General features: G+C 62.0%; 23 protein-coding genes. 6 read left to right on the forward strand and 17 right to left on the reverse strand.

Annotation, left to right across the window (positions count from 1 at the left end; genetic code table 11):
- Positions 1–13: 13 nt before the first annotated feature.
- The 5 genes from GBB18_RS05135 to GBB18_RS05155 all read right to left on the reverse strand — a co-directional run bounded on the left by GBB18_RS05135 (position 14) and on the right by GBB18_RS05155 (position 3,954).
- On the reverse strand, positions 14–958 hold the full coding sequence (locus GBB18_RS05135; RefSeq protein WP_151640948.1) for a sugar-binding transcriptional regulator: 945 nt from the start codon (positions 956–958) through the stop codon (positions 14–16).
- Between the two features lie 51 nt (positions 959–1,009).
- Positions 1,010–2,152 carry a hydrogenase formation protein HypD gene (gene hypD, locus GBB18_RS05140; RefSeq protein WP_151640949.1) on the reverse strand — a complete coding sequence of 381 codons (1,143 nt, stop codon included), beginning with the start codon at positions 2,150–2,152 and terminating at the stop codon, positions 1,010–1,012.
- A gap of 8 nt (positions 2,153–2,160) precedes the next feature.
- Positions 2,161–2,430: a HypC/HybG/HupF family hydrogenase formation chaperone gene (locus GBB18_RS05145; protein ID WP_151640950.1), complete on the reverse strand. Its 270-nt coding sequence runs from the start codon at positions 2,428–2,430 to the stop codon at positions 2,161–2,163.
- A gap of 91 nt (positions 2,431–2,521) precedes the next feature.
- On the reverse strand, positions 2,522–2,776 hold the full coding sequence (locus GBB18_RS05150) for a HypC/HybG/HupF family hydrogenase formation chaperone (protein WP_151640951.1): 255 nt from the start codon (positions 2,774–2,776) through the stop codon (positions 2,522–2,524).
- Positions 2,777–2,778: 2 nt separating this feature from the next.
- Positions 2,779–3,954 carry a reducing hydrogenase subunit alpha gene (locus tag GBB18_RS05155; RefSeq protein ID WP_151640952.1) on the reverse strand — a complete coding sequence of 392 codons (1,176 nt, stop codon included), beginning with the start codon at positions 3,952–3,954 and terminating at the stop codon, positions 2,779–2,781.
- Between the two features lie 10 nt (positions 3,955–3,964).
- On the opposite strand from GBB18_RS05155, the gene GBB18_RS05160 reads away from it, so the two are divergent.
- Positions 3,965–4,315 carry a hydrogenase maturation nickel metallochaperone HypA gene (locus GBB18_RS05160; RefSeq protein ID WP_151549838.1) on the forward strand — a complete coding sequence of 117 codons (351 nt, stop codon included), beginning with the start codon at positions 3,965–3,967 and terminating at the stop codon, positions 4,313–4,315.
- An 11-nt stretch (positions 4,316–4,326) separates the two neighbouring features.
- Here GBB18_RS05160 and GBB18_RS05165 read toward each other — a convergent pair whose 3' ends face one another.
- The 6 genes from GBB18_RS05165 to GBB18_RS05190 form a co-directional block, all read right to left on the reverse strand.
- A complete protein-coding gene (locus GBB18_RS05165; protein ID WP_370513261.1) occupies positions 4,327–4,833 on the reverse strand; it encodes a hydrogenase maturation protease in 507 nt (168 codons plus the stop codon).
- 41 nt (positions 4,834–4,874) lie between these two features.
- The gene (gene cybH, locus GBB18_RS05170) at positions 4,875–6,143 is read right to left on the reverse strand and encodes a Ni/Fe-hydrogenase, b-type cytochrome subunit (RefSeq protein ID WP_151640954.1); all 1,269 of its coding nucleotides are present in this window, start codon (positions 6,141–6,143) and stop codon (positions 4,875–4,877) included.
- The gene (locus tag GBB18_RS05175) at positions 6,140–7,885 is read right to left on the reverse strand and encodes a nickel-dependent hydrogenase large subunit (RefSeq protein ID WP_151640955.1); all 1,746 of its coding nucleotides are present in this window, start codon (positions 7,883–7,885) and stop codon (positions 6,140–6,142) included. Before GBB18_RS05175 ends, cybH begins: the two co-directional genes overlap by 4 nt.
- Positions 7,886–9,121, reverse strand: coding sequence for a hydrogenase small subunit (locus tag GBB18_RS05180; RefSeq protein ID WP_151640956.1), 1,236 nt, complete (start codon positions 9,119–9,121; stop codon positions 7,886–7,888).
- Between the two features lie 410 nt (positions 9,122–9,531).
- Positions 9,532–10,323, reverse strand: coding sequence for a hydrogenase nickel incorporation protein HypB (gene hypB / locus GBB18_RS05185; protein ID WP_151640957.1), 792 nt, complete (start codon positions 10,321–10,323; stop codon positions 9,532–9,534).
- 42 nt (positions 10,324–10,365) lie between these two features.
- Positions 10,366–10,716 carry a hydrogenase maturation nickel metallochaperone HypA gene (locus GBB18_RS05190; RefSeq protein WP_151640958.1) on the reverse strand — a complete coding sequence of 117 codons (351 nt, stop codon included), beginning with the start codon at positions 10,714–10,716 and terminating at the stop codon, positions 10,366–10,368.
- Between the two features lie 37 nt (positions 10,717–10,753).
- Here GBB18_RS05190 and hypF point away from each other — a divergent pair, with 37 nt between their 5' ends.
- On the forward strand, positions 10,754–13,000 hold the full coding sequence (gene hypF / locus GBB18_RS05195; protein WP_151640959.1) for a carbamoyltransferase HypF: 2,247 nt from the start codon (positions 10,754–10,756) through the stop codon (positions 12,998–13,000).
- On the opposite strand, the gene hypE is transcribed toward hypF, so the two are convergent.
- Positions 12,929–14,035, reverse strand: coding sequence for a hydrogenase expression/formation protein HypE (gene hypE, locus GBB18_RS05200; protein ID WP_151640960.1), 1,107 nt, complete (start codon positions 14,033–14,035; stop codon positions 12,929–12,931). The genes hypF and hypE overlap by 72 nt on opposite strands.
- 404 nt (positions 14,036–14,439) lie before the next feature.
- Here hypE and GBB18_RS05205 point away from each other — a divergent pair, with 404 nt between their 5' ends.
- Together GBB18_RS05205 and GBB18_RS05210 are read left to right on the forward strand one after the other, a co-directional pair.
- Complete coding sequence (locus GBB18_RS05205) at positions 14,440–15,726, forward strand: esterase family protein (RefSeq protein WP_151640961.1); 1,287 nt, start codon at positions 14,440–14,442, stop codon at positions 15,724–15,726.
- On the forward strand, positions 15,723–18,149 hold the full coding sequence (locus GBB18_RS05210) for a bifunctional lysylphosphatidylglycerol flippase/synthetase MprF (RefSeq protein WP_151640962.1): 2,427 nt from the start codon (positions 15,723–15,725) through the stop codon (positions 18,147–18,149). The genes GBB18_RS05205 and GBB18_RS05210 overlap by 4 nt, the downstream gene beginning before the upstream one ends.
- 89 nt (positions 18,150–18,238) lie before the next feature.
- Here GBB18_RS05210 and lysS read toward each other — a convergent pair whose 3' ends face one another.
- A complete protein-coding gene (lysS, locus tag GBB18_RS05215; RefSeq protein WP_151640963.1) occupies positions 18,239–19,822 on the reverse strand; it encodes a lysine--tRNA ligase in 1,584 nt (527 codons plus the stop codon).
- Between the two features lie 609 nt (positions 19,823–20,431).
- Between lysS and GBB18_RS05220 the strand changes: the two genes are divergently transcribed.
- Positions 20,432–21,541, forward strand: coding sequence for an alpha/beta hydrolase (locus GBB18_RS05220; protein WP_151640964.1), 1,110 nt, complete (start codon positions 20,432–20,434; stop codon positions 21,539–21,541).
- Positions 21,542–21,649: 108 nt separating this feature from the next.
- Here the strand turns inward: GBB18_RS05220 and GBB18_RS05225 are convergent, their stop codons facing one another.
- A complete protein-coding gene (locus tag GBB18_RS05225) occupies positions 21,650–22,801 on the reverse strand; it encodes a GuaB3 family IMP dehydrogenase-related protein (RefSeq protein WP_151640965.1) in 1,152 nt (383 codons plus the stop codon).
- A gap of 94 nt (positions 22,802–22,895) precedes the next feature.
- Positions 22,896–24,422, reverse strand: a complete 1,527-nt coding sequence (gene guaB / locus GBB18_RS05230; RefSeq protein ID WP_151640966.1) for an IMP dehydrogenase — start codon at positions 24,420–24,422, stop codon at positions 22,896–22,898.
- Between the two features lie 279 nt (positions 24,423–24,701).
- On the opposite strand from guaB, the gene GBB18_RS05235 reads away from it, so the two are divergent.
- Positions 24,702–25,082 (forward strand): DUF5319 domain-containing protein, encoded by a 381-nt coding sequence (locus GBB18_RS05235; RefSeq protein WP_192795931.1) that lies wholly within the window; start codon positions 24,702–24,704, stop codon positions 25,080–25,082.
- A gap of 64 nt (positions 25,083–25,146) precedes the next feature.
- Here the strand turns inward: GBB18_RS05235 and GBB18_RS05240 are convergent, their stop codons facing one another.
- Positions 25,147–26,115 carry a hypothetical protein gene (locus tag GBB18_RS05240; RefSeq protein WP_151640967.1) on the reverse strand — a complete coding sequence of 323 codons (969 nt, stop codon included), beginning with the start codon at positions 26,113–26,115 and terminating at the stop codon, positions 25,147–25,149.
- Positions 26,112–26,678 carry a sigma-70 family RNA polymerase sigma factor gene (locus GBB18_RS05245; RefSeq protein WP_151640968.1) on the reverse strand — a complete coding sequence of 189 codons (567 nt, stop codon included), beginning with the start codon at positions 26,676–26,678 and terminating at the stop codon, positions 26,112–26,114. Before GBB18_RS05245 ends, GBB18_RS05240 begins: the two co-directional genes overlap by 4 nt.
- Positions 26,679–26,873: the final 195 nt, after the last annotated feature.

Raw genomic sequence — 26,873 nt, forward strand, 5'->3', positions numbered from 1 at the left:
TAGGCGGGAATCCTTAGCGCTCGAGGATGGCACAGGCGGTGTGGTGGTCAATCACCAAATGCGTGGCCAGCCCCATGCGCAGCGCGGCGGCAATGGCGGCGGTTTTGGATAAGCCTCCGGCCACGAGAATGCGCACTGGGCGGGAGGAGAGATCCGAGAGACGAATCCCCACGGTGCGCTCGTCCACGCTCGGGGCCGCAATGGCGCCCTCGCTGGTGAAAAAGCGCGAGCAGGCATCGCCCACCGCATCCCGCTCGAGCTGCTGAATCTCGCGCTCGCTGAGATAGCCCATGGACAGCGGCAAAGAGTCGCGGTGCACCGCGCCGACGGTAAAGATCACCACATCCGTGTGTGCCCCGAGTTCCAGGGTGTGGCTGATGAGCCGATCCTGTTCCACCACGGCTTTGGTTTCGGGATTATCGAAAATCACTGGCAGCGGCAGGGTGCGGGCATAGGCACCGAAGGCACGGCAGAAGAGATTGATGGTCTCGATATCGTTGCTGGAGCGTTCGCTATAGCTCAGTCCGCCTTTGAGCTGCACGATCTCCACCCCTTGGCGCGGGGTGTCACTGAGCGCGCGCGCCACGGCATACATAGTGTTTCCCCAGCTCACGCCCACGAGATGCCCGTCATCGACGTGTTCTTGCAACACCAGTGCCCCCATGCGGCCGAGCTCTTTCAGGATTTCCTCGGAGGAGTCGCGGGCGGTGTGCACCACGCGCACCTCCTTCAGCCCATAGTGGCCAAAGCGTTCCACTAGGGTTTCGGCCACATGACCGCGTTCTTCCCGCGGATCGAGGATCTGGATAACTACATAGCCGCGCTCCCGAGCGTATTGCAGCAGCTTCGCCACAGTGGGACGGGAAATACCCATCTCGGCGGCCACCTCAGCCTGGCTCATCTCGGACTCGTAGTAGAGCTTCGCCGCGCGGAGGGCCTGTTCATCGCGAGCATCCATGCCGTGGGGCCTTTCCTTCATAGATGTGTTCACAAGCTGCGCTAGAGGAATCTAGCGGTTGAGGGCCTCGGTGGCGGAGCGGTCAATACGGCCGAAATTGTAGTAGGCGGCACAGGCCCCCTCCGGCGAGACCATGCAGGTACCGATTGGGGTGGCGGGCGTGCAGGCGGTGCCGAAAACGCGGCACTGCCAAGGCTTGATCCGACCGGTGAGCACGCTCCCGCACTCGCAGGCCTTCGGATCTTCCACCCGGCGGCCCGGAATATCAAAGCGCTTCTCTGCATCCCACCGCGCATAGTCCTCGTGGATAGTCAGACCAGACTCGGGCAGCGTACCCAGTCCGCGCCACTCGAAGCTCTCCCGCACCACAAAGGTGTCGCCCATCAGAGCCATGGCTTGTTTATTGCCGCCGGGCTGGACCACACGAGCGTATTGGTTATCCACTCGCGCCAGCCCAGCGTCCACGTTGCCGCTGATGCATTGCCGCAGCAGCATCGCCACAGATTGCAGCACATCGAGTGGCTCGAAACCGGCCACCGCCACGGGCATATCGTATTCAAAGGGCAAAAACTCGAAGGCGTCCGTGCCCACGATCGCCGCCACGTGGCCGGGCCCGATGAAGCCATCGACGGCCGTTTCTCCGCCATTGACGATCGCCCGCAAGGGCGGCTCAATGAGGACGTGATTGGAAAACACCGAAAAGTTAGGAATGTCGAGCGCCTTGGCGGCACGCAGCGTGGCAGCGGTAGAGGGAGCCGTTGTTTCAAATCCCACGGCAAAGAAGATCACGTGCTTATCGGGGTTTTTCTTCGCCAGCTCGAGAGAATCCAAGGGCGAGTACACGAACTCCACATTGGCGCCACGCGCTCGGGCATCGAGCAGCGAGCCCTCCGACCCAGGTACGCGCATCATGTCCCCGAAGGTGGTAAAGAGCACGTCCGGCTGGGACGCCAGCCAGAGGGCGTCGTCAACACGCCCCATGGGGATCACACACACCGGGCAGCCGGGGCCGTGCACGAGATTGATGGAATCGGGGAGCAGATTCTCGATGCCATAACGATAAATGGTGTGGGTATGCCCGCCGCAGACCTCCATCAAAGACAGAGGCTCGTCGAGGGCAGCGGCATCGCGTTCAATGCGGTCCAGCAGGGCCCGCGCTGCGGCAGGATCACGGAACTCATCAACAAACTTCATCGCAGCTGCTATCCGATGTCCGAACGAGAGAACGAATCGAGCTCATCATCAAAGGTCCCACCGCCGAGCTGCTTGATCTGCTGCAGGGTGAGAGCAGCCTCATCCTCGTCGATCTTCGACAGTGCAAAGCCCACATGCACCAGCACCCATTCCCCCTCCTCGAGGGTTTCGCCCACCAAGAGATCGGTGGAAATCTTCCGGCTCACCCCAGACATTGACACTGTGGCACGGTGGCCATCCTCAATGTCCACAACTTGTGCGGGCACTCCCAGACACATCGGTGTTCCCTCCTTTGGCGCTAGCGAGGATTCTCAGCTTTATTCACAAATTTTACTCCCGCTGCGCGGGCTCACCTAACGCAGATGGGCCCTAGCGGTGACCGCGCGGCAGGCGCTCGGGCCGCAGCAGATTGAGTTCGGCGATAGCGCGGAGCGAGGCTTCGGCATCCGCCGCATCCACCACGGTCATGGCGAAGCCCTGTTGGATCAGCACATAGTCGCCCACCTCGGCCTCGGGCAGATAAGACATATTTACTTCCCGCCGCTGCCCGGCCATATCCACCTCTGCCATACTCAACAGACCCGGCTCACGGGAGAGAATCTTGGCGGGGATTCCGAGACACATCTTTAGTCCTCCTCCTCGGTGCTCTCAGCCGATACGGTATCTTCGCGCAACCGCAGCCCCATCTGCCCCTGCGGGGCGGCGGCGCAGGGCAGGCAAGGATCAGCCGTACGGATCGATTCCTCCACATCGGAGTCCTGTACTAGCGCGTGGCGCACCATTTGCGCCAACCAGTACTCGTTCTGGGCGGTGGGAGTGAGGATGCGACACTGCACCACTCGCTGCTGCTCATCCACCGTATATGTGTGGGCGAGCAGCCCGCGCGGCCCATCGACTACCCCGGTGAAGGTGCCCGCCCGCGGCTGCAGCTCCGCCTGGATATCCGCGCCATAGAGCTCGTCTTCCGAGCGGAGCCGCTCCACCGCCGCCACGCGGCGGCGAATCTCCGCCACCATGACCGCCGTCAGGCCACGCTTCGCGGTGGAGGCATCGGCATGCGCCACAGGGCCTACCCGGTAGGGCTGCCACTGCCCCGAGAACAGTCTCACCTGCGGGCGCGGGGCTGGGTCACCGGGACGGGTTTCGCGGATGCGTTCAGCGCTATCCGCCGCGGCGAAGCTCTCTCCCGAGGAGAGCACGATCCGATCCCCCACTGGGTCCGTGCCTAAATGCATATCCACTCCCTGCCACGGGGGCACGGGAGATTCCTTCGCAGCACGGTGCAGCAGGTCCGCGCACAGCTGCTCCACATCAAGATCAAGGGCCTCCACCGCGGCCCTATCGGCGGGGGCCACCACTCCACCTGGGGTGGCTACGCTGGGGAAATGCCCGGTGGCTCCCGCCGCCGCCATGATTGCGTCGCCACGCTCTTTGAGCGCCCGCGCACTCTGCGGACTCACGCTGAGGAACTTGGGCGCATAGGCGGAGAGAGCGGCACCGTGGAGCAGGAGCTCCCGCACAGCGCGAGCGGTAGCAGGCAGAGCAGAGACGCCGTGCATCCGATCGAGCGCCGCCATCCCAGCCAAGTGGTGGGCCACGGGGCAGAGCCCGCAGAGATGAGTCACTGTGTGCACCACCTCGGCCACCGGTTTTCCGAGCAATAAAGGCTCCAGTCGCGGCAGCCCCGAAAGGTCAAAGTGGGCATCAACGATGCGCCCGCCCCTATCGCGGGTATAGAGCACCGTGGCCTCGAAAGGATCAATGATGGCGTCGAGGCGGATGCTGGTGGAGGAGTTAGACATAATAGATTCCATGCATGAATTCAGCCTGCTGAGCGGCGTTGTCTCCACTGTATCCGCCCACGCCCCGGGAAGAACTGTGGAAAAAGTGGCGTTGCGCGTGGGCAGCCTCGCCGGTGTGGTCACCGAGGCGCTGTACGCCGCGTGGCCGCTGGCCCGCAGCGGCACCTGCTGCGCCGAGGCGACGCTGGACGTGGAGAACATCACCGCCACCGTTTACTGCCCCAGCTGCGCTGGGGAGGTGGAGATTGATGAGTATTTTGCCCTGACCTGCCCCCGCTGCGGCACGCCCACGGCGGACCTGCGGCGGGGACGCGAGTTCGAGATCGCCTATATTGATCTCACCGATCCCCCGGCTTCGTAGCTCCACAGCGTTCACCTCCCCGTGTCGGTGCTCTCGGCGGCCAACCAGTCGGCGATCACCTCACGGGCGGCGGCGACAGCCTCCGGCAGTGCTGCGATCACCGGTTCGCTCAGGCCCACCGATAGCTCAGTGCTGGCGGGCACCACCCCCACCACGGCTATCTCCTCGGGTTCTGTTCCCAATAAACGCGCCGCGGCGAGCAGGTCCAACAGACTCACTTGATGCGGGGAGAGATGCGACTGCACGAGTCTGGGTAACTGGTCTCCACGCAGTACTGTGACCTCCCCCGGTTGGGCACCCGCGATGGCGTCGAGAAGCAATAAACGGCGCGCCTGCTGCACCACGGGCAGAATCTCCATACCGGAGGTGCCCCCATCGATGAACTCCACGGGGCCGTGGGAGGCAGGCTCCGCGAGGGGCTGGCGGCGATGGCTCGGCACCCACGCCAGCTCTGCGACCTCGCTGTCGCCGGTGGCCAGCTGGCGTAGCAGTTCGATACCTATCCCATCATCGGACATGATGGGATTACCAATTCCCACCACCGTCACCGGCGCCGCCACTAGCCGATCTCCGGGGCGTCATAGGGTTGGGCACCGCGCCGCAGCCACACTCCGCCGTTGATCATGGACGAGACGCCACCATGGCGCTCGACCGAGTCCGCCCGCACCGCGAGATAGACGTGAATCCAGACGAACATCCACACGATGAACATGATCATGGCGTGGATGAGCCGCATGGTGGGGATGCCAGTCCAGTGCACCGGGTAGCTAAAGAAGGACCAGATGATCGAGTTCTGGTTATAGAGCCCGTAGAGCGCTAGTCCGCTGAGCATTTGGAAGAGACAGAGCAGATAGATCGCTGTATAGGCGAATTGCTGCAGCGGGTTGTGAGTGAGATAGAGCGGCGGGTGCTTCTGAAGGAAGAGATAGTACTTGAGGGTGCCCACCAGCCCGTGCAGGTCCCGTTTGGAGCGAATGGGCCACATTGCTCGCCACCGTAGTTGGCGGTGCCGCGAGGTCACCCAGATGACGCAGCGGGTAAAGCCCAGCAGCAACCAGAGGAAAGCGGCCACGAAGTGAATATAGCGCACCCAACCCATGAGATAGCCGGGATCGCCGCCGGGCTGCTGGGCGGGAAGCAAGCTGGGGTTCATGATGAAATAGCCGGTGACCGAGAGGATCACGATAAGCGCCACATTGCCCCAGTGCTGCAGGCGAAGTGGCACCGTCCACAGATTCACCCGCACCCACTGGTTGGGATTAGCGCGCACATCCTTCATCGCGCGATCCTTGTCCTCGACCTTCACCCCCACCACGCCTTGAAAGCGGAAGGGGCCGGGCTGGCCGTCGGCATCCACGTGGGCGGTGGCGATGCCGAGGAGGCGTTCGCCCTTACGATGAGCCGTCTTGACTGTCTGCACCAGCGGGGCGCGCTCCTCGTTCGACAGCTGCGACTGCTCGAGTACCGCCTCGTAGTCGCCGCGCATAATCATACGAGTCTGGTGTTCTTTATTGATCGTGATCGTGTCACTGACCGCCAGCGAATAGGGGCGCTCGGCACTCGCCGCGTCGAAAGATACGGCCGTCAGCTCCGCTTGGTTGATATCGGGGCGATTGACATGCAGCGAGGTGCGTAGCGCCCGCTCCACAGGATCGGTACTGTCCTGCGGCCCCACCGCGGCCAAGGCCAAAAGCCGACCGCTGGAATAGTGCCCCACAGAGTAGGCCCGAGTCGGTCGCAGCACGCGCTCTGGGCCTTGGGTGCCTCGCTTCTTCGAGTGTGACTCGGTCCCGCGGCCCGAACCGTGCGGTGTGTGGAGGGTGGTCATGGCGTCATCACCTCCATCATGCTCTCCCCGCTGGGGTCGAGCACGTGGACCGCGCAGGACATGCACGGATCAAAGGAGTGAATGGTGCGTAAAGGCTCCAGCGGCTGTTTCGGATCAACCAGCGGGTGCTCGCCGCCATGGGCGAGAGAGTGTTCATAGGGCCCCATCTGGCCGCGGGCATCGCGGCCGCCCGCCAGCCAGGTGGTGGGCACCACCGCCTGGTAGTTATCCACCTTGCCGTCTTTAATCCGCACCCAGTGGCCGAGCGTGCCGCGAGCCACCTCAAGCATGCTGAACCCCTCGCATTCCTGCGGCCAGCTGGACGGCTCCCAGGTGGAGGAATCGAAGACATCAATATCGCCGCGGCGCAGGCCGTCGATGAACGCGGGCAGAATCGTATCCGCCAAAGCCTCGGCGGTGGTCACCGCCTCCACGGCACGGGCGAAGGTGCGCCCGGCGGTAGAGTTGAGTTGCTCCACGCGAATATCCAGCGCCTTCATGGCCTCATTCACCAGCCGTGTGGTGGTGGGTTCTTTTTGCAGATACGCCAAAAGCACCCGCGCGACCGGCCCGACCTGTGTAGGACGGCCATCGTAACGGGGCGCCTTCGACCAGGTATATTCTTCGCTGTCTCCGAGCCACTCATAGGGCGGCTGCGGCCCCGTGTAGTCCACCACCGTTTCGCCTTCGGAAGGGTGCAGCCCCACGTCTTTGCCCTCGCTATAGCTGAACCACGCACTGCTGACGAACTCGGTGATCTCGGCAGGGTCCAGCTCGTGCAGGGTGGAGTAATCGCCGTCGAGGATCACTCCGGGCCGAATGTCAGGGTGGAATGAGGACACGGGACGGCCGGTGGGATCGCCACCATAGGTGGCACCGGCCATGCCTACGGCGAGGAAGTTCGGGGCCGCCGCGCCGATATCGAAGTAGTCCTTATAAGCCCCCATGATCGCGACAGCGTCTGGGTAGTAGCAGTCGTTGACGAACTCGAGGATCTCATCGATCCAAGCGGACACCTGATCGAGCTGCACCTGGTTGACAGTCTCGGACTTATTGGGGTCAATCGAGCACGCCATCCCGCCGACGAGGAAGTTGGGGTGCGGGTTCTTGCCGCCAAAGACCGTGTTGATACGGATGATCGAGCGCTGGAACTGCAGCGCATCGAGATAATGCGAGACCGCCATGAGATTCGCTTCCGGTGGCAGGCGATAATCGGGGTGCTCCCAGTAGCCATTGCTAAAGATAGACAGCTGGCCGGAATCCAGCACGCCTTGGATGGTCTCCTTCACCTTCTGAAAGGTGGTTTCGCTGTTGTTCTTCCACGTCGATCCGATCGAGGCGGCAAACTCCACGGCTTTTTTCGGATCAGCCTCGGCCGCAGAAACCACATTCACCCAGTCCAGGGCGTGCAGATGATAAAAGTGCACCACGTGATCGTGCACTTCCTGCGACCCCAGCACCAGATCACGAATCAGCCGCGCCTGCTTAGGCACATTTGAGCCGATAGCGTCTTCGACCGCAACTACCGATCCGATCGAGTGCACGCCGGTGCACACCCCGCAGATGCGGCCTACAAAGGCCCACACATCACGCGGGTCACGGCCCTCCACGATTTCCTCGATCCCGCGAAACTGCGTGGTCTCCGACCATGCGTTGGTGATCTTCTCCCCCTCGCGCTCCAGCTCGATACGTAGGTGTCCTTCGATGCGAGTGAGGGGGTCAATGACAACGCGCTCTGCCATTTACTTGCCTTCCTTAGTGTGCGGTTCCGCCGGCCCTGCCTCGGGGGTAGGGTGGGCGCGTGACGACGCCGTCTCCTCGGCCTCGCCAGCAGCAGCGGGAAGATCACCGAAGGCCGCGAGCAGCTCCTCGTCCTTATCTCCCGAGCGGATCGGAATTGTTTTAAAAGTGGTGATGCCGGCGTGCACGGCCGCCCCAGCAATGCCGGCGCCTACTAGACCCCACCCCACCTTCTCCGCGGAGGACTCAACGCCAAAAGCACCCACATTGGGGAGTTCCTCGTAGAAGGGAGTGAACTTGTCAAAGAAGTGCTTCTCGGTACAGCCGATACACGGGTGACCGGCGCCGATCGGCCAGCCGGAGCGCATATTCCACTGCACAATCGGGCAGGGGCTAAAGGTGGAGGGGCCTTTACAGCCCACCTCGTAGAGGCACCAGCCATTGCGCGCGCCCTCATCGTCGAAGGTCTTCACGAACTGCCCAGCGTCAAAGTGGGGGCGCTTGGGGCAGGAATCGTGGATGCGCTGATCGTAGGCGAAGAGCGGACGCCCCTCGGCGTCCACCTTGGGCGGCTCGCCGTGAGTGAGCAAATAGGTAATGGTGGCGGTAATAACCTCGCCGATCGGCGGGCAGCCGGACACATTAATCACCGGCTTATCTGTGATGATCTCCTCCACTCCCACTGCGCCCGTGGGATTGGGGCGGGCGGCCTGCACCGAGCCATAGACGGCACAGGCCCCAACGGCGAGCACCACCGAGGCCCCCTCGGCGGCCTCGCGCAGTACCTGCTCCGAGGTTTTTCCACCGATCATGCAGTAGATGCCGTTTTCTTTGGTGGGCACGGAACCATTAACCACCAAAATGTGGGGTTCGCCGCGCATATCCTCGAGCGCTTTCTCTGCCCCATGTCCAGAGGCCGCCATGAGCAGCTCATTGTAATTGAGCGAGAGCAGCTCCAGCACCATGTCTTCTACGGTGGTGCCGCCGGAACGGATGAGCGATTCCATGCAGCCGGTACATTCCTGCAGCTGCAGCCACGCTACATTGGGCTTCTCGACGTTGCCTAGTTTCTCGGCAATTTCTTCTGCCTGGGCTTCAAATCCGCTCATTACTGGAACGCCGGTGGCAAATACTCCCGCCATAGCGCCACATAACTTGAGAAAGTCACGCCGCGGTACTCCGCGCATTTCCAGATTTTCTCGAAGGTTTTTTCCTTGCCAACTATTCGCCAGATGCATATATGGTGCCCTTATCCTTAACCATTCGCTCGCCGCGTGGCATGAATGTGTTGTGATAAGTCGCTTATTTCACCGTTGGAACAGACACAGGAAGCGGCGATGCGCAGCCACATTGTCACGCGGATAGTCCAGCATCGATTTTATCAACCGCACCATCGCCCTTCAGGGCGTTGCGCAGGGCATATCTCACACCCTGCAGCGCGTATCCGGCCACGCGAATAGTGCTCGGGGCGCTTTAGTCAAGCATGCGGGATTTCTACGGAAGCGTAGACAATAGTAGGCATACCTTGTTTGCTGAGAGAATTACTGCGCTCTGTGATGGAGTAATTCACATTTTTATCTGCCAGAAGAGCACAGCGGTGCGGTGTTCTACCCCCAAAAGGTGTACCTGCTCTAGTCCCGCACCAGTTTTAGGCAGGGCTAGGCCGGAGCCAATCCAGCCAGTCCTCCAGCCCCTCTCCAGTGCGGGCGGACATCTCGATCACCGGCGCATTCGGGTTTATTGAGTGCAGATTGGAGCGGAACAGCTCCATGTCGAAGTCCAGATGGGGTGCGAGATCCATCTTGTTCATCACGATGGCGTCGACGGCTTTAAACATCACGGGATATTTCAGCGGCTTGTCCTCGCCCTCAGTAATGGAGAAGATCATGGCCTTGCGGTGCTCTCCCACCGCAAACTCGGCAGGACAGACGAGATTGCCCACGTTCTCCACGATCACCAGATCCAGCTGGGAGAGATCCAACCCCTGCAGGGCGCGGTGCACCATGGGGGCGTCGAGATGGCACTCCCCGCCGAAACCGTGGCCGGTGTTGAGCAGAGAAATCTGGGCGCCATGGCCGCGGAGCCGATCTGCGTCCAGGGAGGTCTCAATATCTCCTTCAATAACACCGATACGCACCTGGCCTGCGAGGGCGGCGAGGCTGCGCTGTAGCACCGTGGTTTTGCCGGCGCCGGGGGAACTCATGAGGTTGATGCACTCGACACCGTGGGCGTCGAAGGCGGCACGGTTCTCGGCGGCACAGCGGTCGTTTTCCGTGAAGATGTCCTCCAATACCGAGATACGCTCGCGCCCAGTGTCATAGGCTGAGTGATCTCCGAGATCGTGCTCGCTGCCCGGTGCCGGAGCGTGCCCGTGCTCATGGCTATGCCCGTACTCATGGCTGTGCACTGTGCCATCGTCGTGTCGGTGGAATCGTCCCATAGTTCTTCTCTTTTCGCCTGCTCGCAGAAAGTAGCTGTGCCCTCAGCTTAGCGCGGGGGCCGGCCCCTCCACCTCGATATCAACCACCCGAAATTCCTCCCCAGAGAGAATCTCGGCGGCTCCACCGCAGCGCGGGCAGCATAGGTTCAGCTCGGCGCCCATCTCGCCGTGAAAACCGCAGGAGCATCCCAGCCGCACCGGAATCCAGCGGGTGTCGAGCTGGGCGCCGTCGAGTTCGGTGCCGGCAGAGACGAAGCGCCACGCATACTCGAAAGAGGCGGGCACCACCTGCCGCAGCTCCCCCACCTCGAGATGGACTACGCGTACTCGGCGGCCGGCGGCGGCGCGGCGCACCACTGCTGCAAGCTGGCTGGACAGAGCGACTTCGTGCACGTGATCGAATCTAGCAGCCACTACTACTATCGGGAATATGGTGAGTGAACGCAGACGGGCTGAGATTCTCGGGGTGGTACAAGGCGTGGGGTTTAGGCCCCATGTCGCTCGGTGTGCCGCACGATTTCCGCTCACTGGGTTCTGCGGCAATTCCGACTCGGCCGTCTATATCGAGGCCCAAGGTGCCCCAGCAGTACTCTCGGAGTTCTTCCAAGCCGTCTTAGACGAGCTGCCACCACTGGCGCAGGTGAAGCGCCACCACATCACCGCGATACCGCTGCGCCCCGCAGAACACGGCTTTCGCATCGTCGCCTCGCAGCATTCCGGCGCCACCCCTACCCTGCTGCCACCAGATGTGGCCGTCTGCCCAGAGTGCGTGGCTGATATGGCAGATCCGCACAATCGACGCTTCCGCTATCCCTTCACCACCTGCACCAACTGCGGTCCACGGCTATCGATTATTGAGTCTCTGCCCTATGACCGCCCTCGCACCACAATGCGGGAGTTCCCCATGTGCCCGCGGTGCGCCGCCGAATACGGCGACCCGCTGGATCGGCGCTATCACGCCCAGCCCATCAGCTGCCCTGACTGCGGCCCGCAGCTCTGGCTGGAGCGCGAGGGTCACAGGGTGGAGGGCGATCTCACACTGGCTGCCGAGTGGCTGGCCGCAGGTGAGATTCTGGCGGTCAAAGGCCTGGGCGGGTTCCACCTGCTCTGCGATGCGCGCAACTCAGCCAGTGTGGCGAGGCTGCGCCGGCGTAAGCATCGGCCCCATAAGCCCTTCGCCGTGATGGCACCGCTCGCCGAGGTCGAACGCCTCGCAGAGATCGACCCGAAGCTGGTGTCCCAGCCCGCCCAGCCCATCGTTATCGCCCCGCAGTCCGCCGATTATGACCTCGCCCCTGAGGTGGCACCGAGTAACGCCGATATTGGCATTATGCTGCCCTATACCCCGCTGCACACCCTGCTCGTGGATCGCCCCGTGGTGGCCACCTCTGGCAATATCTCCGGCGAGCCGATCTGCTTCGATAATGATCGCGCCCGCGACCAGCTCGCAGAAATAGCCGATGGGTGGGTGATGCACGACCGGCCGATCCACGTCCCGGTGGAGGATTCCGTGGATCTTGTCCACCATGATTGCTTGCTGCCGGTGCGTCGCTCGCGCGGTAAGGCACCGCTACCGCTAACGCTCTCGCTGCCTAGCGCGTCGTCCTCGCCGACGGTGCTGGCCGTGGGCGGGGAATTAAAAAACACCTTCACCCTGCTCGTCGGCGACACCGCACATATCTCCGCTCATATCGGCGACATGGGATCCTGGGCGACCCAGCAGGCCTTTGAGCGCGCCGTGGAGCAGCTGCTGAGTATGCGTCGCTCTGAGCCGAAGCTCGTGGCCTGCGATCTGCACCCGAACTATGCCACCACGGCGTGGGCGGAACGCACCGGATTGCCCGTGGTGCAGGTGCAGCACCACCACGCCCACGCTGTATCGCTTCTCGCTGAACACCAGCTTCTCGGTCAGCGGGCGGTGATCGCCACGCTGGATGGCACCGGCTATGGTCTCGACGGCACGATCTGGGGCGGCGAAATCCTCAGCTATTCCCCTGATCGTGGCTGTACTCGGGCCTGGCACATCCCTCGTTTTCCGCTTCTCGGAGGCGACCGCGCGGTCCGCCATCCCTGGCGCATCGCCGCCGGACTCACCCACGCCTATGGCATCGATTGCCCGCCGCTGCCCGCGCCAGCAGCAGAGCGTGAGATCGTCGAAGCCCAGCTGCGCACCGGATATGGGGCGGTGGAGTGCAGCTCAGCAGGCAGGCTTATCGACGCCGTCTCGACCATGCTTGGCCTCTGCCCCCAACAGAGTTTTGAAGCCCATGCCGCGCTGCGGCTGGAAACCTGCGCCCGCAGCGCCACCGAGCGGCTGCCCTCCACGGCGGGCAGCATTCCCGAGCTGGTGCAGGAGGCTCTTGATGGCACCGCCGCCGCGACGGCGGCGTGGCGTTTCCACCACGGGCTGGCGCAGATTCTTGCCACCCAGATGCGCCGCATTGCCGCCGAGACTGGGGCAGAGATCATGGGTATTAGTGGTGGCTGTGGCCTTAACCGCTTGATGCTCACGCACCTGCGCCGCGCGCTGCCGGAGTTGAAGGAACACCGCGTCGTTCCCGCCAATGATGGCGGGCTCTCCCTCGGCCAAGCCGTGGCAGCTCGACTAGCAAATGCGGGGCAATGGGTCCCCGACCAGCATGTCCACCATGCGGGTGCCACCGAAGCCGGTGCGTAGCACCACCGAGGCCGCCGGTTGCTCCACTACCTGCCCCAGCTCCACGGCTTCGGGCGCGCCCGCTGCATGGAGTGCGCGCAGCGCCGCCTCAGTCTGCGCCGCCGGAACCACGGCGACAAAGGTCCCTTCATTGGCCACATAGAGCGGATCGATACCCAGCATGTCGCAGGCGGCGCGGGTCATATCACGCACCCGCACCCCCTGCTCATCGATGGCGACTCCGAGGCCGGTGGAACGAGCAAGCTCATTGAGTACGGTGGCCACACCGCCGCGGGTGGCATCTCGCATCCAGCGCACCTGCGGGACGGCGTCGATAAGCGCCTGCACATCGGAATTGAGGGACCGGGTATCGGACTCGATAGGGGCGTGAATGGCCAGATCACCGCGGGCCAGCATGACGGCCATGCCGTGGTCTGCGATGGGGCCGGAGATAATAATGCTGTCCCCCACCTGTACATGTTCGGAGCCGAGCTGCAGGTTCGGCTTGATGGTGCCGATGCCGGCGGTCGTGATGTAGAGCTTGTCGCCGGCTCCCTTGGGCACCACCTTGGTATCTCCGGCGGCGATAGTCACCCCAGCTGCATCGGCGGCGGCGCGCATGTCCTCCACTATGCGACGCAACACCGCAATCTCGAGCCCTTCTTCCAAGATAAAAGCCACCGAGATCAGCGAGGGCTGTGCACCTGCCATCGAAAGATCATTGACCGTACCGTTGATGGCTAAGTCGCCAATGGAACCGCCGGGAAACTCGATGGGATTGACCACATAGGAATCGGTGGACATCGCCAGCGCACTGCCCGCTTCGCGGATGAAGGAGTCTGCTGCCACCACAGCCGAATCGCCACCGGCAGAGAGGATGGGATTGCCATAGGCGTCGAGGAATACCTGCTCGACGAGCGCGGCGGATGCCTTGCCACCGGAGCCATGGGCCAGGGTCACACGATCCTCGGTGAGGCGAAAGGGGCGGGCACGGACCCGAGAGATATTGCTCTGGACCTTGTGTTCATCGTGGTTTAGCCGGTTCTTCGGTTCCATGGCGTGGGCCCTGCCTCGCTTCGTAAATGCAATCGTAGGGTGCGCGCCGCAGCACAGCGAGCGGCGGGCGCATGTCTCGCTTATTAAGCGTAGTAGCCCCCAGCCAGCCGCGGCGCGTCGATTCACCCACCTGCACCTACCCTAGCTACGGTGAGATCAGACACATTTTTGATGACAGTTTAGACACGCTAGAACCTCAGCACCGGCTTGTTGGGAGCATTTTGGGGACGAGTCCTCAGCAAGCCACTAGCAGGCTCACAGCTGATCTCCAGATTGCCCCTCCTTTTTCCCATACACGCCACTCTGAGCTGGCATTTTCTATTTTTTGAATAGCGAATAGCTGGGGGTATCCGAGCTGTGGAGCAACTAGGGGAACAGCGCAGAGCAAGCTACTGTCTCCGACTATGACAACAGTGTGGAGAACACTCACGGCGGTGCCGTTGACGACGCACAAGGCAGCTGCGGTGAGTATCGCGCTGTTGATTATCGCGATCGTGGCCGCAGCACTACTTTTGCTGCGCGGGGGCCGCCTGCATCGCCGAGCTGGGCTCGTCGCTCTAGCAGCGGGAGCGCTGGTGCCACTCGGAATATGGATCGGACTGGAAAAGATCTGGCGCCCCTTCCCCGATCACATCCCCACCGAGATCTACCTCTCCGGTGGAGTGACGGTGGCTGTACTCGTGGCAGCTCTGACGAGCCTCGCAATCCGGCCGCGGCGACGCGGAGTGCTGCTTCTCCCCCTCGTCGTACTTGCCCTGATCGGAGCGCTGATGGTGGCCAACACCGCCTATCAGGTCTATCCCACGCTCGGAGCCTTGGATCCGCGGCCACATGCAGCGAAGATGAGCATGAGCGAGGCGGAGGCGATGCGTGCCAAGAACACCGTCCCGGAGAATAAGGACGGAGACACCGTCGGTGCACTCGTCAGCATCGACATCCCCAGCGGCAGCGGCTACCAGCCGCGCCCAGCCCAGGCTTATCTGCCACCGGCTTTCTTTGCAGGGGAGAAATTACCAGTGTTGATACTCATGCCCGGTTCTCCCGGTTCGCCACCCCAGTGGTTCAACACCGGACAGCTCACTCACATAGCTGATGCCTTCCAGCAGAGGCACAACGGCACCGCGCCCCTGATTCTGAGTGTCGATGCCACCGGCACCCTCGCGGGCGCCCCGAAATGTGTCGGCGAGGTTGAGGACTATGTACGCACCACAGTGCCTAACTATGCGATTTCTTCCCTCGGAGCCACTCCAGATCGCAGCCGGTGGAGTATCGGAGGTTTGTCTTACGGTGGCACGTGTGCACTGCAGATATTCTCCCGACACCCCGATGCCTTCGGCACAGTTTTGGACTATTCCGGTGAGGCGGAACCATCGGTGGGCAATCATAAGCAGACCGTGGATCAGCTCTTTCAGGGCAGCGAAGATGCTTTCGCTGCTCACAATCCACGGGATGTCCTCACTGCTGCCCTGAACTCCAACTCCACGGCCTATCGGGGGCGCGCCGCTCGCTTTGCTGCTGGGGCGCGCGATCACGATGCTCAGCGGGCGATGCAGGGATTTGACTCCCAACTGCGTTCCCTTGGGGTAGACAGCCACTACCAGGAATATCCAGGCGGCCATACGTGGCAAGTATGGCGCGCGGCCATTACCAACGATTTTGAATTCATTGCTCAACGAGGGGGACTGACATGACACACTCACCCGACGCCACGGCTCACGATTCTACAACCGACCCGAAAGCTGAGCCACCAACTCTGCTGGTACTCCTGCGCCGCCGACTGCTCAACTATGCAGTCTCTGGACCCGTCACCCTCTCGATGATCGCCTGTGCGTGGATTATCCATCTGGTGGGAATAAACGCCGTCTTCGGCCCAGAAAGCTATCTGGAAAAGGTAGCGATTAGCGGGCTCAGTACCCAAACGCTGCAGGGCTTGTTTCCCGCCACACTTGGGTTACTCCTCCTCGGCATACCCGCTGAGCGCACCCTAGGTACGTGGCGCTATCTACTCGCCGCGATACTGTCTCAAACCCTCGCTGTCGGCACTGCGGTCGCACTCGGAGAGCTCTGGACAGCGCACTCTGGGTGGGCCCGAGGGATCGCCTCGGGCACAATTCTTACCCCAACAGTGTGGCTGCTGGCCGTCAGCATGTTGGCTGCACCTCGCTACACCGTGGTGTGGCGACGCAGAGTACAGTTCTTCTCTGTCGTGATCGCGGTAGTCTTGCTCCTCTATTCCGGAACATTGCAGGATGTTGCGATAGCGATCGCGGTGGCGGGATGCGGGTTGATCACGGTCCGCCATTGGGACTGGCAGGCGACTGTGCGAGAAAAGCGCCGCATTTCCGCAATCACGGTATTCGCCGTTGCCATCGGCCCCTTTTTGGCCGCCATGAATCCACACAGCAATGCGGTGCTTTCCTCACTCGGACTATTTGTCACCTCCCCGTCTTGGTCTCTTGACTCAGCGGAAGAGGTATGCGCTCATGCTCGCCATAGTGCAGCATGCATGAGCGCTGCGAACTCCGTAAACAATGCAGGTATTGCGCCCTTCCTCGGCAATGTGGCCATCGCACTCGTCTTTGGAGTGCTCTGCTACGGACTCGCCCGTGGCCGCCGCCGCGCGCTCTATGCCACTATCGTGCTGCTTCTCGCCACCGCCGGGGTGATTATCGCCGCATCCTCGCGCGTCGGTATCGCATGGGCTCCTTTCGTTGTGCAGGCTCTCGCCCTCATTGCCCAAAGGAAGTGGTTCACCTCAGCGGGATCACGTCGAGCTGTGGTGCGCTCCATGGCCATCATGGGCGGTCTCGCCATGGTACTCGCGGGGCTCTGGCTCGCGATCTTGCCCACCATGACCGGCCTGCGCGAGTTGCCGTGGCGCTTCCTCCCCCCAGTTTTGTCCCGATTCTCGCCGGCACCACTTATTCCAGAATCGGGCATGGAGAGCCTCAGCTTTGAATGGACTCCGGTGATCTTCTGGACAGCCGCAGCGATCATATTGTGGCGGTTGTTCACCTCCCCAGCTCCATCGACAGTGCCTTCAGCAGTACGCCGCATCTTGGAAGAAGGCACCGGCGACCACATTTCATGGATGGGCACATGGCCGCACAATTCCTATTGGATCGCAGCAGACGAACGCGGCTATGTGGCCTATCGTGTCCACGCTTCTATCGCGGTCACCGTCGGTGCTCCGGTGGTGCTGGATGCTGCTGAGTTGTCGAGTGTTGCCGATGAGTTCGAACAGTATGCCCGCAACCAAGGCTGGCGAGTGGCCTGGTATTCGGTGAATAACGACTTCGCCTCCACGCGTGCCGCACATTATTCCTCCCTGCACGTGGCTGAAGAGTCCGTGGTAGAGGTGGGTATCGAGTTCAAGGGCAAGAAATTTCAGGACGTGCGCACGGCCCGTAACCGCGCCGTCAAGGAGAATATTCGCTATGAGTGGACCACGTGGTCCCAGGCCAACCCTGTGATTCGTGCCCAGATCCATGCATTGAGCGAACAATGGGTCTCGGAAAAAGCCTTGCCGGAGATGGGCTTTACTCTCGGTTCGGTATCAGAACTCATCGATGATGAGGTGAAGCTGCTGATCGCCGTGGATGACACGCTACACGTGCACGGTGTCACAAGTTGGTTGCCGGTGCGCCACAACGGTGAGATTATCGGAATCACCTTGGACTTCATGCGCCGAGATCGCGAGGGATTTCGACCCGTGGTGGAATTTCTTATCGCCGAGGCGATCACCACCGCACCCGATATCTACGGACCACAGCTGGAGTGGGTCTCCCTCTCCGGAGCTCCCCTCTCTGGCGGGGATACCTCTAACTTACTCGGCATGATGCTCAATGAACTCGGCGGAGTCCTCGAGCCCCTCTATGGCTTCCGTTCCCTCGCCGCCTTCAAGCGCAAGTTCAAGCCGGTGGAGCACTCTTGGCTGCTCTGCTATGACGACCCCACCGTCCTACCCGCCATCGGTCTCGCTGTCTCTCGCTGTTACCTACCACACGTGAAACTGCGCGACGCCCGGGCCGCCGCTGCAGTATGGACCACCGCCCGCGGCGAGAGAAAGGACCGCGCCGCAGCCACCCACACGGGCATCCGCGACCACTCCTAGGGTCCCCTACACACACGACACCCGCCGTCTGCGCTTGGACAGAATCCAAGACGCGGAGGGCGGGTGGGCTTATATTCGGCAGCGAGCTTTTAGAGCTCGGGCTTCACAATCGGGAAGAGCACGGTCTCGCGGATACCGAGGCCAGTCAGCGCCATGAGCAGTCGGTCAATGCCCATGCCGCAGCCAGCGGTAGGCGGCATACCCTGCTCCATGGCGGCCAAGAAGTCCTCGTCCAGCACCATGGCTTCATCATCGCCATCCGCGGCCAGGCGAGCTTGGTCTTCGAAGCGCTCCCGCTGAATGATCGGATCGACCAGCTCGGAGTAGCCGGTGGCCAGCTCAAAGCCACGAACGTAGAGGTCCCACTTCTCGGTCACCCCGGGTTTCTCGCGGTGAGAACGAGTCAGCGGCGAGGTCTCCACTGGGAAGTCCTTGACAAAAATCGGGCCGTGCAGCTGATCTTCGCAGAGCAGCTCCCAGATCTCCTCTACCAGCTTGCCGTGGCCCCAGCCTCCCGCCGCCGGAACGTCCAGGCCGATCGCTGCGGCGATCTGCTTCAGCTCCTCGACGCTGCTGTCGATAGTGACTTCGGGCTGCCCTGGGAATTTACGCTGCAGCGCCTCGTTGAGCGAGGGATACATCTCAATTTCTTTCCACTCGCCGCCGAGATCATACTCAGTGCCATCGGCGAGGGTGACGGTGGTGGAACCAAAGACCTCCATGGCCACGGCCTGAATCAGCTCGCGGATGGTGCGGGCACCGTCCTCGTAGGTGCCCCACGCTTGGTAGGTCTCCAGCATGGCGAACTCCGGCGAGTGGGAGGAGTCCACGCCCTCGTTGCGGAAGTTGCGGTTGACCTCAAACACGCGCTCCAGGCCTCCGACCACGCAGCGCTTGAGATAGAGTTCCGGCGCGATACGCAGATAGAGATCCATGTCCATGGCATTGGAGTGAGTCACGAAAGGACGTGCCGCGGCGCCACCGTGCAAAGTCTGCAGCATCGGGGTTTCTACCTCCACGAAGCCCTCGCCCTCGAGGTGGTGGCGCAGCGCACGCATGACCTTAATACGGGTCATGGCGTTGCGACGGGCCTGCTCTCGCATAATGAGGTCCGTATAGCGCTGGCGCACGCGGGTATCTTCGCTCAGCTCCTTATGCGCCACCGGCAGCGGGCGCAAGGACTTTGCCGCCATATGCCAACGCGACGTCATCACGGATAGTTCACCTCGCTTGGAGGCAATGACACGACCACGCACGGAGACAATATCGCCTAGGTCCACGTCCTGCTTCCAGCTGGCGAGTGCGTCCTCGCCCACCTCCCGCAGCGAGAGCATCGCCTGCATGGTCTCTCCGCTGCCCTCCTGCAGGGTGGCGAAGCACAGCTTGCCGGTATTACGAACGAAGATCACGCGCCCTGCGATAGCCACCTCGGTGTCGGTTTCTTCACCGACCTCCAGCACTCGCGCCCCCTCGGGGGCCTCGCCGGCGTCGTCTTTGCGCACAAAGAACTGACGACGCAGCTCTGTGATAGAGATAGTGCGGTCCACCTCAACTGGATAGGGTTCGCGCCCCTCGGCAAGCAGCTTCTCGCGCTTCTCGCGACGGATTCGCAACTGCTCAGGCACATCATCTGCGCGTTCGGCGGGTTTTTGCTTCTTAGTCTGCTCGCTCATGACTGATTACTCTAGTGCATTCCCCTGCATTCGCTTTTCGACGCCCACCTCCTCCACAACACCCCGCCGCCAATCGTCCACCTCGCGCCGATCAATAGCAAAACGGGCATTACACCCCCTATATAACCGCAGATTTCCACAGTAGTTTTTACCCCCATTACTTTCTGGTCACCTGACATACTACCCCCTTCTTTGTCCATGAAGGAGCAGTCGCCAGTAGCTGCATAAAATAGGCCACCTGCCAGCACCTTTACACAGTTAGCCCAGACAAGAATGAGCCGCCATTGTGATACCTACCCCGCACAACACTCCATGGAGCCTACCCCGCCGATACACAATTGCGCTGGTCTGCCCTTGATGGGGTGAGACAAGAACCATAGACTTACGGTTACGTAATAAGCGCTGATGCCGACGAGGCCACGCCCCGCGCTGCTGGGACGCCACACCCTCGCCATCACCAACGTTTCACCACGTGCTCGGGCGCGCATGTGCCGCGGATTGCGTCGACAAGCATCCTCAAAGGAGGTTTAACCGCGTACATCGCGCCACCCCAGAAAGGGGGCATTTATGCTCGTGCTCCCGTGTCACTTTATGGAAAAGAGGCCGACCATGAACTCGAAGCGCACACTGTTCATCGCCACCACCACTGCACTGGCCACTCTGGCGGCACCGCTCGCCGTGGCCGCACCGGTCTACGCCGCGGAGGCGCCCGCCGCAGTACAGGACCACGCCCAGGTCCAGGTGCAGGAGGGATACATGACGAGCACCGACGGCAAGGGCACCCAGATCTGGTGGAAGTCGCAGACCCAGCCGCACGCCCGCGGCACCGTGGTGGTCATCCATGGTGCCGCCGAACATTCGGGCCGCTATGACTACGTGAGCAACCGCCTGCTCGACGCCGGCTACAATGTCTACCGGCTGGACCACCGGGGCCACGGCAAGTCCGCCCTCCCCGAGCTGGGTAATGCGGTGGTGCGCGGCCACATCGATGATTTTCATTATCTCGTCGACGATATGAACCAGCTGGTTAACAAAGCCAAGTCCGAGAACCCGGGATTGAAGACCTTTATGCTCGGCCACTCCATGGGCGCACTCGCGGCACAGTTCTACGGCATTAAATACCCCGGCCAGATCGATGCCTTTGTCACCAATGGCGGCGGCGCACCGCTCAACCTCTCCGGTGTGAACAACTCGGGGCAGACCATCACCCCCGAGGCGATCACCGAGACGCAGCGCAATGCGCAGCCGAGCATGTACGAGAGCCTGCCTTTCCGAGAGCTGACCACTTTTAATGCCCACATGGTCAATGAGATGATCCCCGGCCGCCGCGATATTCATATGCCCTCGCCGCTGGGCAGCGACCTCATCCAGGTGCCGAATGCCTTCACCGACGGGGTGGCCTCCGATCCGGCGGTGACCGCCGAATACCAGACCGATCCCCTAGTAAATAAGAAGATTAGCCTCGGTATGGCCGAACAGATGGCCTTCGCGGGCTCCTACGATGCGACGAACGCTGATCTGTTCACCGCCCCGACCCTCATCATGCACGGCAGCAAAGACGGACTGGTGCCGCCGTACTTCGCCCAAGACTGGTACAACGCCATTGGCTCCACTGATAAGGAGCTCATCTACTGGGAGGGCCAGATGCACGAGGTGCTCAACGAGCCCGCCAAGCACGAGGCCATGGATAAGGTTATCGACTGGCTCAACGCCCACTAGAAAGAACGCAACCCCACGCTTTCGGCGTGGGGTTCGTGCTGTATGCAGTGTCGCTGCACTAAGCGTGGCCGCCTGCCCATAGGCTCCGGCGCGGCGGCTCACACAGCATCAGAAGGGCGAGTTGCGCACCATCAGCTCCACCTTCTGGAAGCTCTTAAGATCCGAGTAGCCGCACTTGGCCATGGCGCGGCGCAGTCCGCCGACAAAGTTCTCCGATCCGTAGCAGGAGCTGGAGGGTCCGTGCAGCAGGGTCTTCAGCGGCACGAGGTCGCTGCCCTCGGAGTCTCCACCGAAGCCCACCTGCTGCACCATGCCGCGCGGGAACCGGGGATGCGCGGTCACCGAAGGCCAGAACCAGCCGGGAGCGGCAGACTCGGTGGCAAAAGCCAGCGGGCTGCCCAGCATGACGGCATCGGCACCGCAGGCCATGGCGCGGGCGACATTGCCGGAGTACACCAATTCATCGGAGTCGGCAATGATGTGCACATAGCGGCCGCCGGTCTCGTCGAGGTAGTCACGACGCGCCGCAGCCACATCGGCGATGGCGGAGGCCATCGGGGTATGGATGCCCACGGTGAGGTCATTGGTATTAGAACCGCCGCCCACGATCACACCGGCGGCGCCGGTGCGCATCAGGTGGAGCGCGGTGTGATAATCGCCCACACCACCGGCGATCACCGGCACGTCGAGGGTGCCGATGAACTCCTTCAGGTTCAAGGGCTCGCCGCCGGTCTCCACATGCTCCGCGGAAATAATTGTGCCCTGGATGACGATGATCTCGGCGCCGGCCTTCACCAACACTGGGGAGAGCTCGCGGGCATGCTGCGGGGAGACGCGCACAGCCACCGTGGCATCGCCAGAGCGTACCTCGCGGATGCGCTCCGCGAGCAGATCCACGTCCAGTTCCGCAGCGTGGAGCTGCTGCAGCAGTGCCACCGCCGCCTCGGAGCCCTGCTCCATTTCGGTGTTCACCACCTGCGCGATAGCTCCGTCGAGATCAGCGTGGCGGCCCCACAGCCCCTCGGCGTTGATCACCGCCAGGCCGCCGTTCTCTGCCATGGCGTTGACGAACTCCGGGGAAGCGAGGCTGTCCGTCGGATGAGAGAGGAAAGGAATATCGAAGCTGTAGGCATCGAAGTGCCAGGTAGTGTCCACGTCCTTCGAGGAGCGGGTGCGGCGCACGGGCACAAGCCCGATGTCAGCGAGCGAGTAGGTGCGGCGGGCCTCCCGGCCGATGCCGATTTCCACGATGTCACGCATAGTCTTTGGTATTCACTTTCCGTCTATGTCGGGGGCGTATAGGTGCCTAGGGTCAAGAAGAAAGGCCCTAGGTCGTCTGCCTAGAGCCTTCATCTTAGCGCTGGTAGTAGTTCGGAGCTTCAACGGTCATCTGAATGTCGTGGGGGTGCGACTCGCGCAACCCGGCACCGGTGATCCGCACGAACTGAGCTTCATGAAGCTCCTCAATGCTGGAGGAGCCGGTGTAGCCCATGGCCGCGCGCAAGCCGCCCACCAGCTGGTGGGTGATGGAGTCGATCGAGCCACGGAAGGGCACGCGCCCCTCGATGCCTTCCGGCACCAGCTTATCTTCGCTTTTCACATCAGCCTGGAAGTAGCGGTCCTTGGAGAAGGAGCGCTGCTCACCGGAGAGGCCACGGCCGCGCATCGCCCCCAGCGAGCCCATGCCGCGATACATCTTGTACTGCTTGCCGTTGACCACGGTGATCTCGCCCGGGGCCTCGGCGGTGCCGGCCAGCATGGAGCCGAGCATTACGGTAGAGGCGCCGGCGGCCAGCGCCTTAGCGATATCGCCAGAGTATTGCATGCCGCCATCGGCAATAATGGGCACGCCCGCCTTGTGGGCCTCGGTGGCGGCCTCCATGATGGCGGTGATCTGCGGGGCGCCCACACCTGCGACCACGCGCGTAGTGCAGATAGAACCTGGGCCAATGCCCACCTTGATGGCGTCCGCACCGGCCTCGATCATGGCTTTCGCGGCGCTACGGGTGGCCAAGTTACCACCGATCACCTCGACGGTCTCGCCCCATTCCTTCTTCACTCGGGAGACCATTTCCAGCACACCGCGGGAGTGGGCGTGGGCGGAATCAACCACGAGCACATCCACGCCGGCATCCACCAACGCCCCAGCGCGCTGCCAGGACTCATCGCCGGTGCCGATACCTGCGCCCACGAGCAGGCGACCGCGCTGATCCTTGGAGGAGTGCGGGTACTGCTCGGTCTTCACGAAGTCTTTGACCGTGATCAGCCCCACCAAGCGGTTGTCATTGTCCACGATCGGCAGCTTCTCGATCTTATTGGCACTGAGCAGGTGCAGTGCTTCCTCCTTGCTCACGCCCTCCTTGGCCACCACCAATGGCATCGGAGTCATGACCTCGGCGACCGGACGGTTGAAGTCCGGCTCGAAGCGCATATCGCGGTTGGTGCAGATGCCCAGCAGCACGCCGTTATCGTCCACCACAGGCAGCCCAGAGATACGGAAGCGGGCGCACAGCGCATCCACCTCGCCAATGCTCTGGTCGGGACGACAGGTGACGGGATCGGAGACCATGCCGGATTCGGAGCGCTTGACCAGCTCCACCTGCTCGGCCTGATCCTGGATCGAGAGATTGCGGTGCAAAATACCCATGCCACCTTGGCGGGACATAGCAATGGCCATGCGTGCCTCGGTGACGGTATCCATGGCCGCAGACACCACCGGAATGTGCAGGCGCAGCTTGCGCGTTAATTGCGCGGACGTCGTCACCTCGGAGGGGATCACATTGGACTCATTGGGCAAAAGCAGCACATCATCAAAGGTCAACCCCACCAAGGCCACCTTGTTAGGATCATCGCCACCGGTTGTCACTCGCTCGTTATTCATCTGCTTGAAAGATCCTCCTCGTAGTCGCGCGTATCCCCGTCACTGTCCCAGCGTCACCGTCTTTGGGGGCGTTCGATACTGATCGACGCCACCTCGCGGCCACGCTCACCGGCACGGTGCAGATACAGGTGCTTTCAACACTAATCCCTCCGCCTTAGAGTTGAGAACACTTCTCCCCTGCTACCCCTACTCGTGGCAGATGGGGGCGCTGGGGATGCCCGATTGCTGAGCGGAGGATGACAGTTGATTAATGAGGGCACACTCAATACCCTGAACGATGTGAATTTCTCTGAGATGCCACGCGATCCCTTTGAAGGCGATCCCAACGACCCCGCCCGTCTGTTGGACGAGGACGAGCCCTTTGCGCCCCTGAGCGAGGACGAGCGCGCCGGCCTGCATCAGGATCTCACGCTGGTCAAGGAGTTCCGCACCCATCTCGCTCCTCGCGGGATCAAGGGCATCGTCTACTTCTGTGAGGATTGCGATCGCCCCCATTATTGCGACTGGGAGATGATGCAATCTAATATTCACGCCACCTTGCAGGACGAGTTGCCGCCGGTGCACGAGCCGAGTGCCAACCCCAATCCCGATGAATATGCCCCTTGGGAGTACTGCATGGGCTTTCTCGACGGCATCACCCACCGCCGCTTCGGCCGTTAAATCCCAATACATCACGACAGGCCCCGCCATATGGTGGGGCCTGTCGTGATGTGTTGGGGAGTAATCAGAGCTGATCGCTGGGCAGTTCGTGGCCGCCATCGTGCATCAAGCGCCCCACCGCGGACTTCTTTTTGTCATCCTTGGGATCCTTCGTGCCCACCTCGAGGGAGCGCTCACCCGGAGCCAGCGGCGAGTTCACTACCTCCGGCTCTTGGCCGGGTCGCACCGGTCGAGTGGTCTCGCCATAGTCATGGGACTCGGTGACGGTTTCCGTGACGGTTTCTGTAGCGGTGGTGGTCTCCGTCGTGGCGCTGGGCTTCGACGACTGCGTGCTCGCCGGGGAATTCGACTGCGTGACCGTGGCGGTCACCGTGGAGGTACGCGTGGACGGGCGCGGCGCGGCGGGAGTCATGGTGACGGTGCGCTGGGCTTCTTCCACGCGGCGGTGAGCAAGCTCCTGATCACGTTCATCGAGGTAGTTGATCAATTCACGGGCCTGGGCGATAAGCCGCTTGGCCCCTTCCACATCGCCGCGCTCGCGCAGTTCATCGGCTTCCTCCAAGGTCGAGGCGAGCTGCACCATATTGGCTTGGGGCTCACCGAAGACGGCGACGCGAGCACCCCACAGGGGGCCGCCAGGCTGGGCGTTGTAGACGGTGGTGCCGCCCACCACAATCATGGCGCTGGCAGCCACAGCGCCGAGCGCGGCGCCACCTACCATGCCCATCAGGCGCGGCCGCTGCGGACGCCGCCGCCTAGCGCGGTGCGTGGCGATCGAGGCCACCGAAGCATCGGTGGGATCCGTGGTGGTAGCTGCCGCCTGATCCAGCAACGCGCGAATATCCGGCACCGAGTCGCTGGCGGCATCGCTGTGCACTTCCTCGCGCATGCCCGCGAGGGCCGCGGCGAGGGGGTCCGAGCCATGGCTGGGATCAGCTCCGGCGGCGAGTTCGTCGAGGAATGCATCGCACTGAAAAAATTCATCGCGCTGCACAGACAGATCCCTCGGATCTTCGTGAGAACGAGATGTCATCGTGTGCTTCCTTCAAATTTCTTACGCAGCTGCTTCAGCGCTCGGTGTTGTGCCACGCGCACTGCCCCTGCTGTGGTGTCCAGAACCTCCGCAGTTTCCTCTGCGCTCAGTCCCACAAAGAGGCGGAGTACAAGGATTTCGCGAGACCTATCACTTAGTAGATCGAGCAAGGCCCTCACCTCGTTACTACCGTCGAGACTTGGACTTACATCTTCGGGATTCATCGAGCAATCTGCAGTGTCAGGGACCTCGTCGGTGGGGTGTGATCGGTCGCGCCCCATGGCCCGATGTGCATCAATCACTTTATTGGAAGCGATTCCATAAACAAAGGCCATGAAGGGGCGCCCATGATCTTTATAGTTCGGTACCGCGGTAGCCACCGCTAGGCACACATCCTGGATCACATCCTCGGGCGCGGGATACTGACTACGGGAGATGCGCGCCCGCACATAGCGAGTCACCAGAGGGTGAATCAGCCGAATAATTTCCTGTAGAGCTCTATTATCCCCATCAGCAGCGGGCGCGACCAGCGGGGCGAGCTGTCGCTCCAGATCACCTGACACTGCTCGTCGGGCCTCCCACTATCTGCGATACGAATATGGCATATGTCCTACCGGCACCACGCTCGGCACGCCACAGCGTGGCCGCCTCTCGCTAAAGAGCCCGCACATTAGCTCGGACAGTAAACAGTTCTTTATTAAGTATAACGACACGTTCTATTGAATCTTTTTGAACACCCCCCCCCGCCAGACTAACCC

The sequence above is a fragment of the Corynebacterium sp. 11A genome (assembly GCF_008930935.1).
Taxonomy (GTDB): Bacteria; Actinomycetota; Actinomycetes; order Mycobacteriales; family Mycobacteriaceae; genus Corynebacterium; species Corynebacterium megadyptis.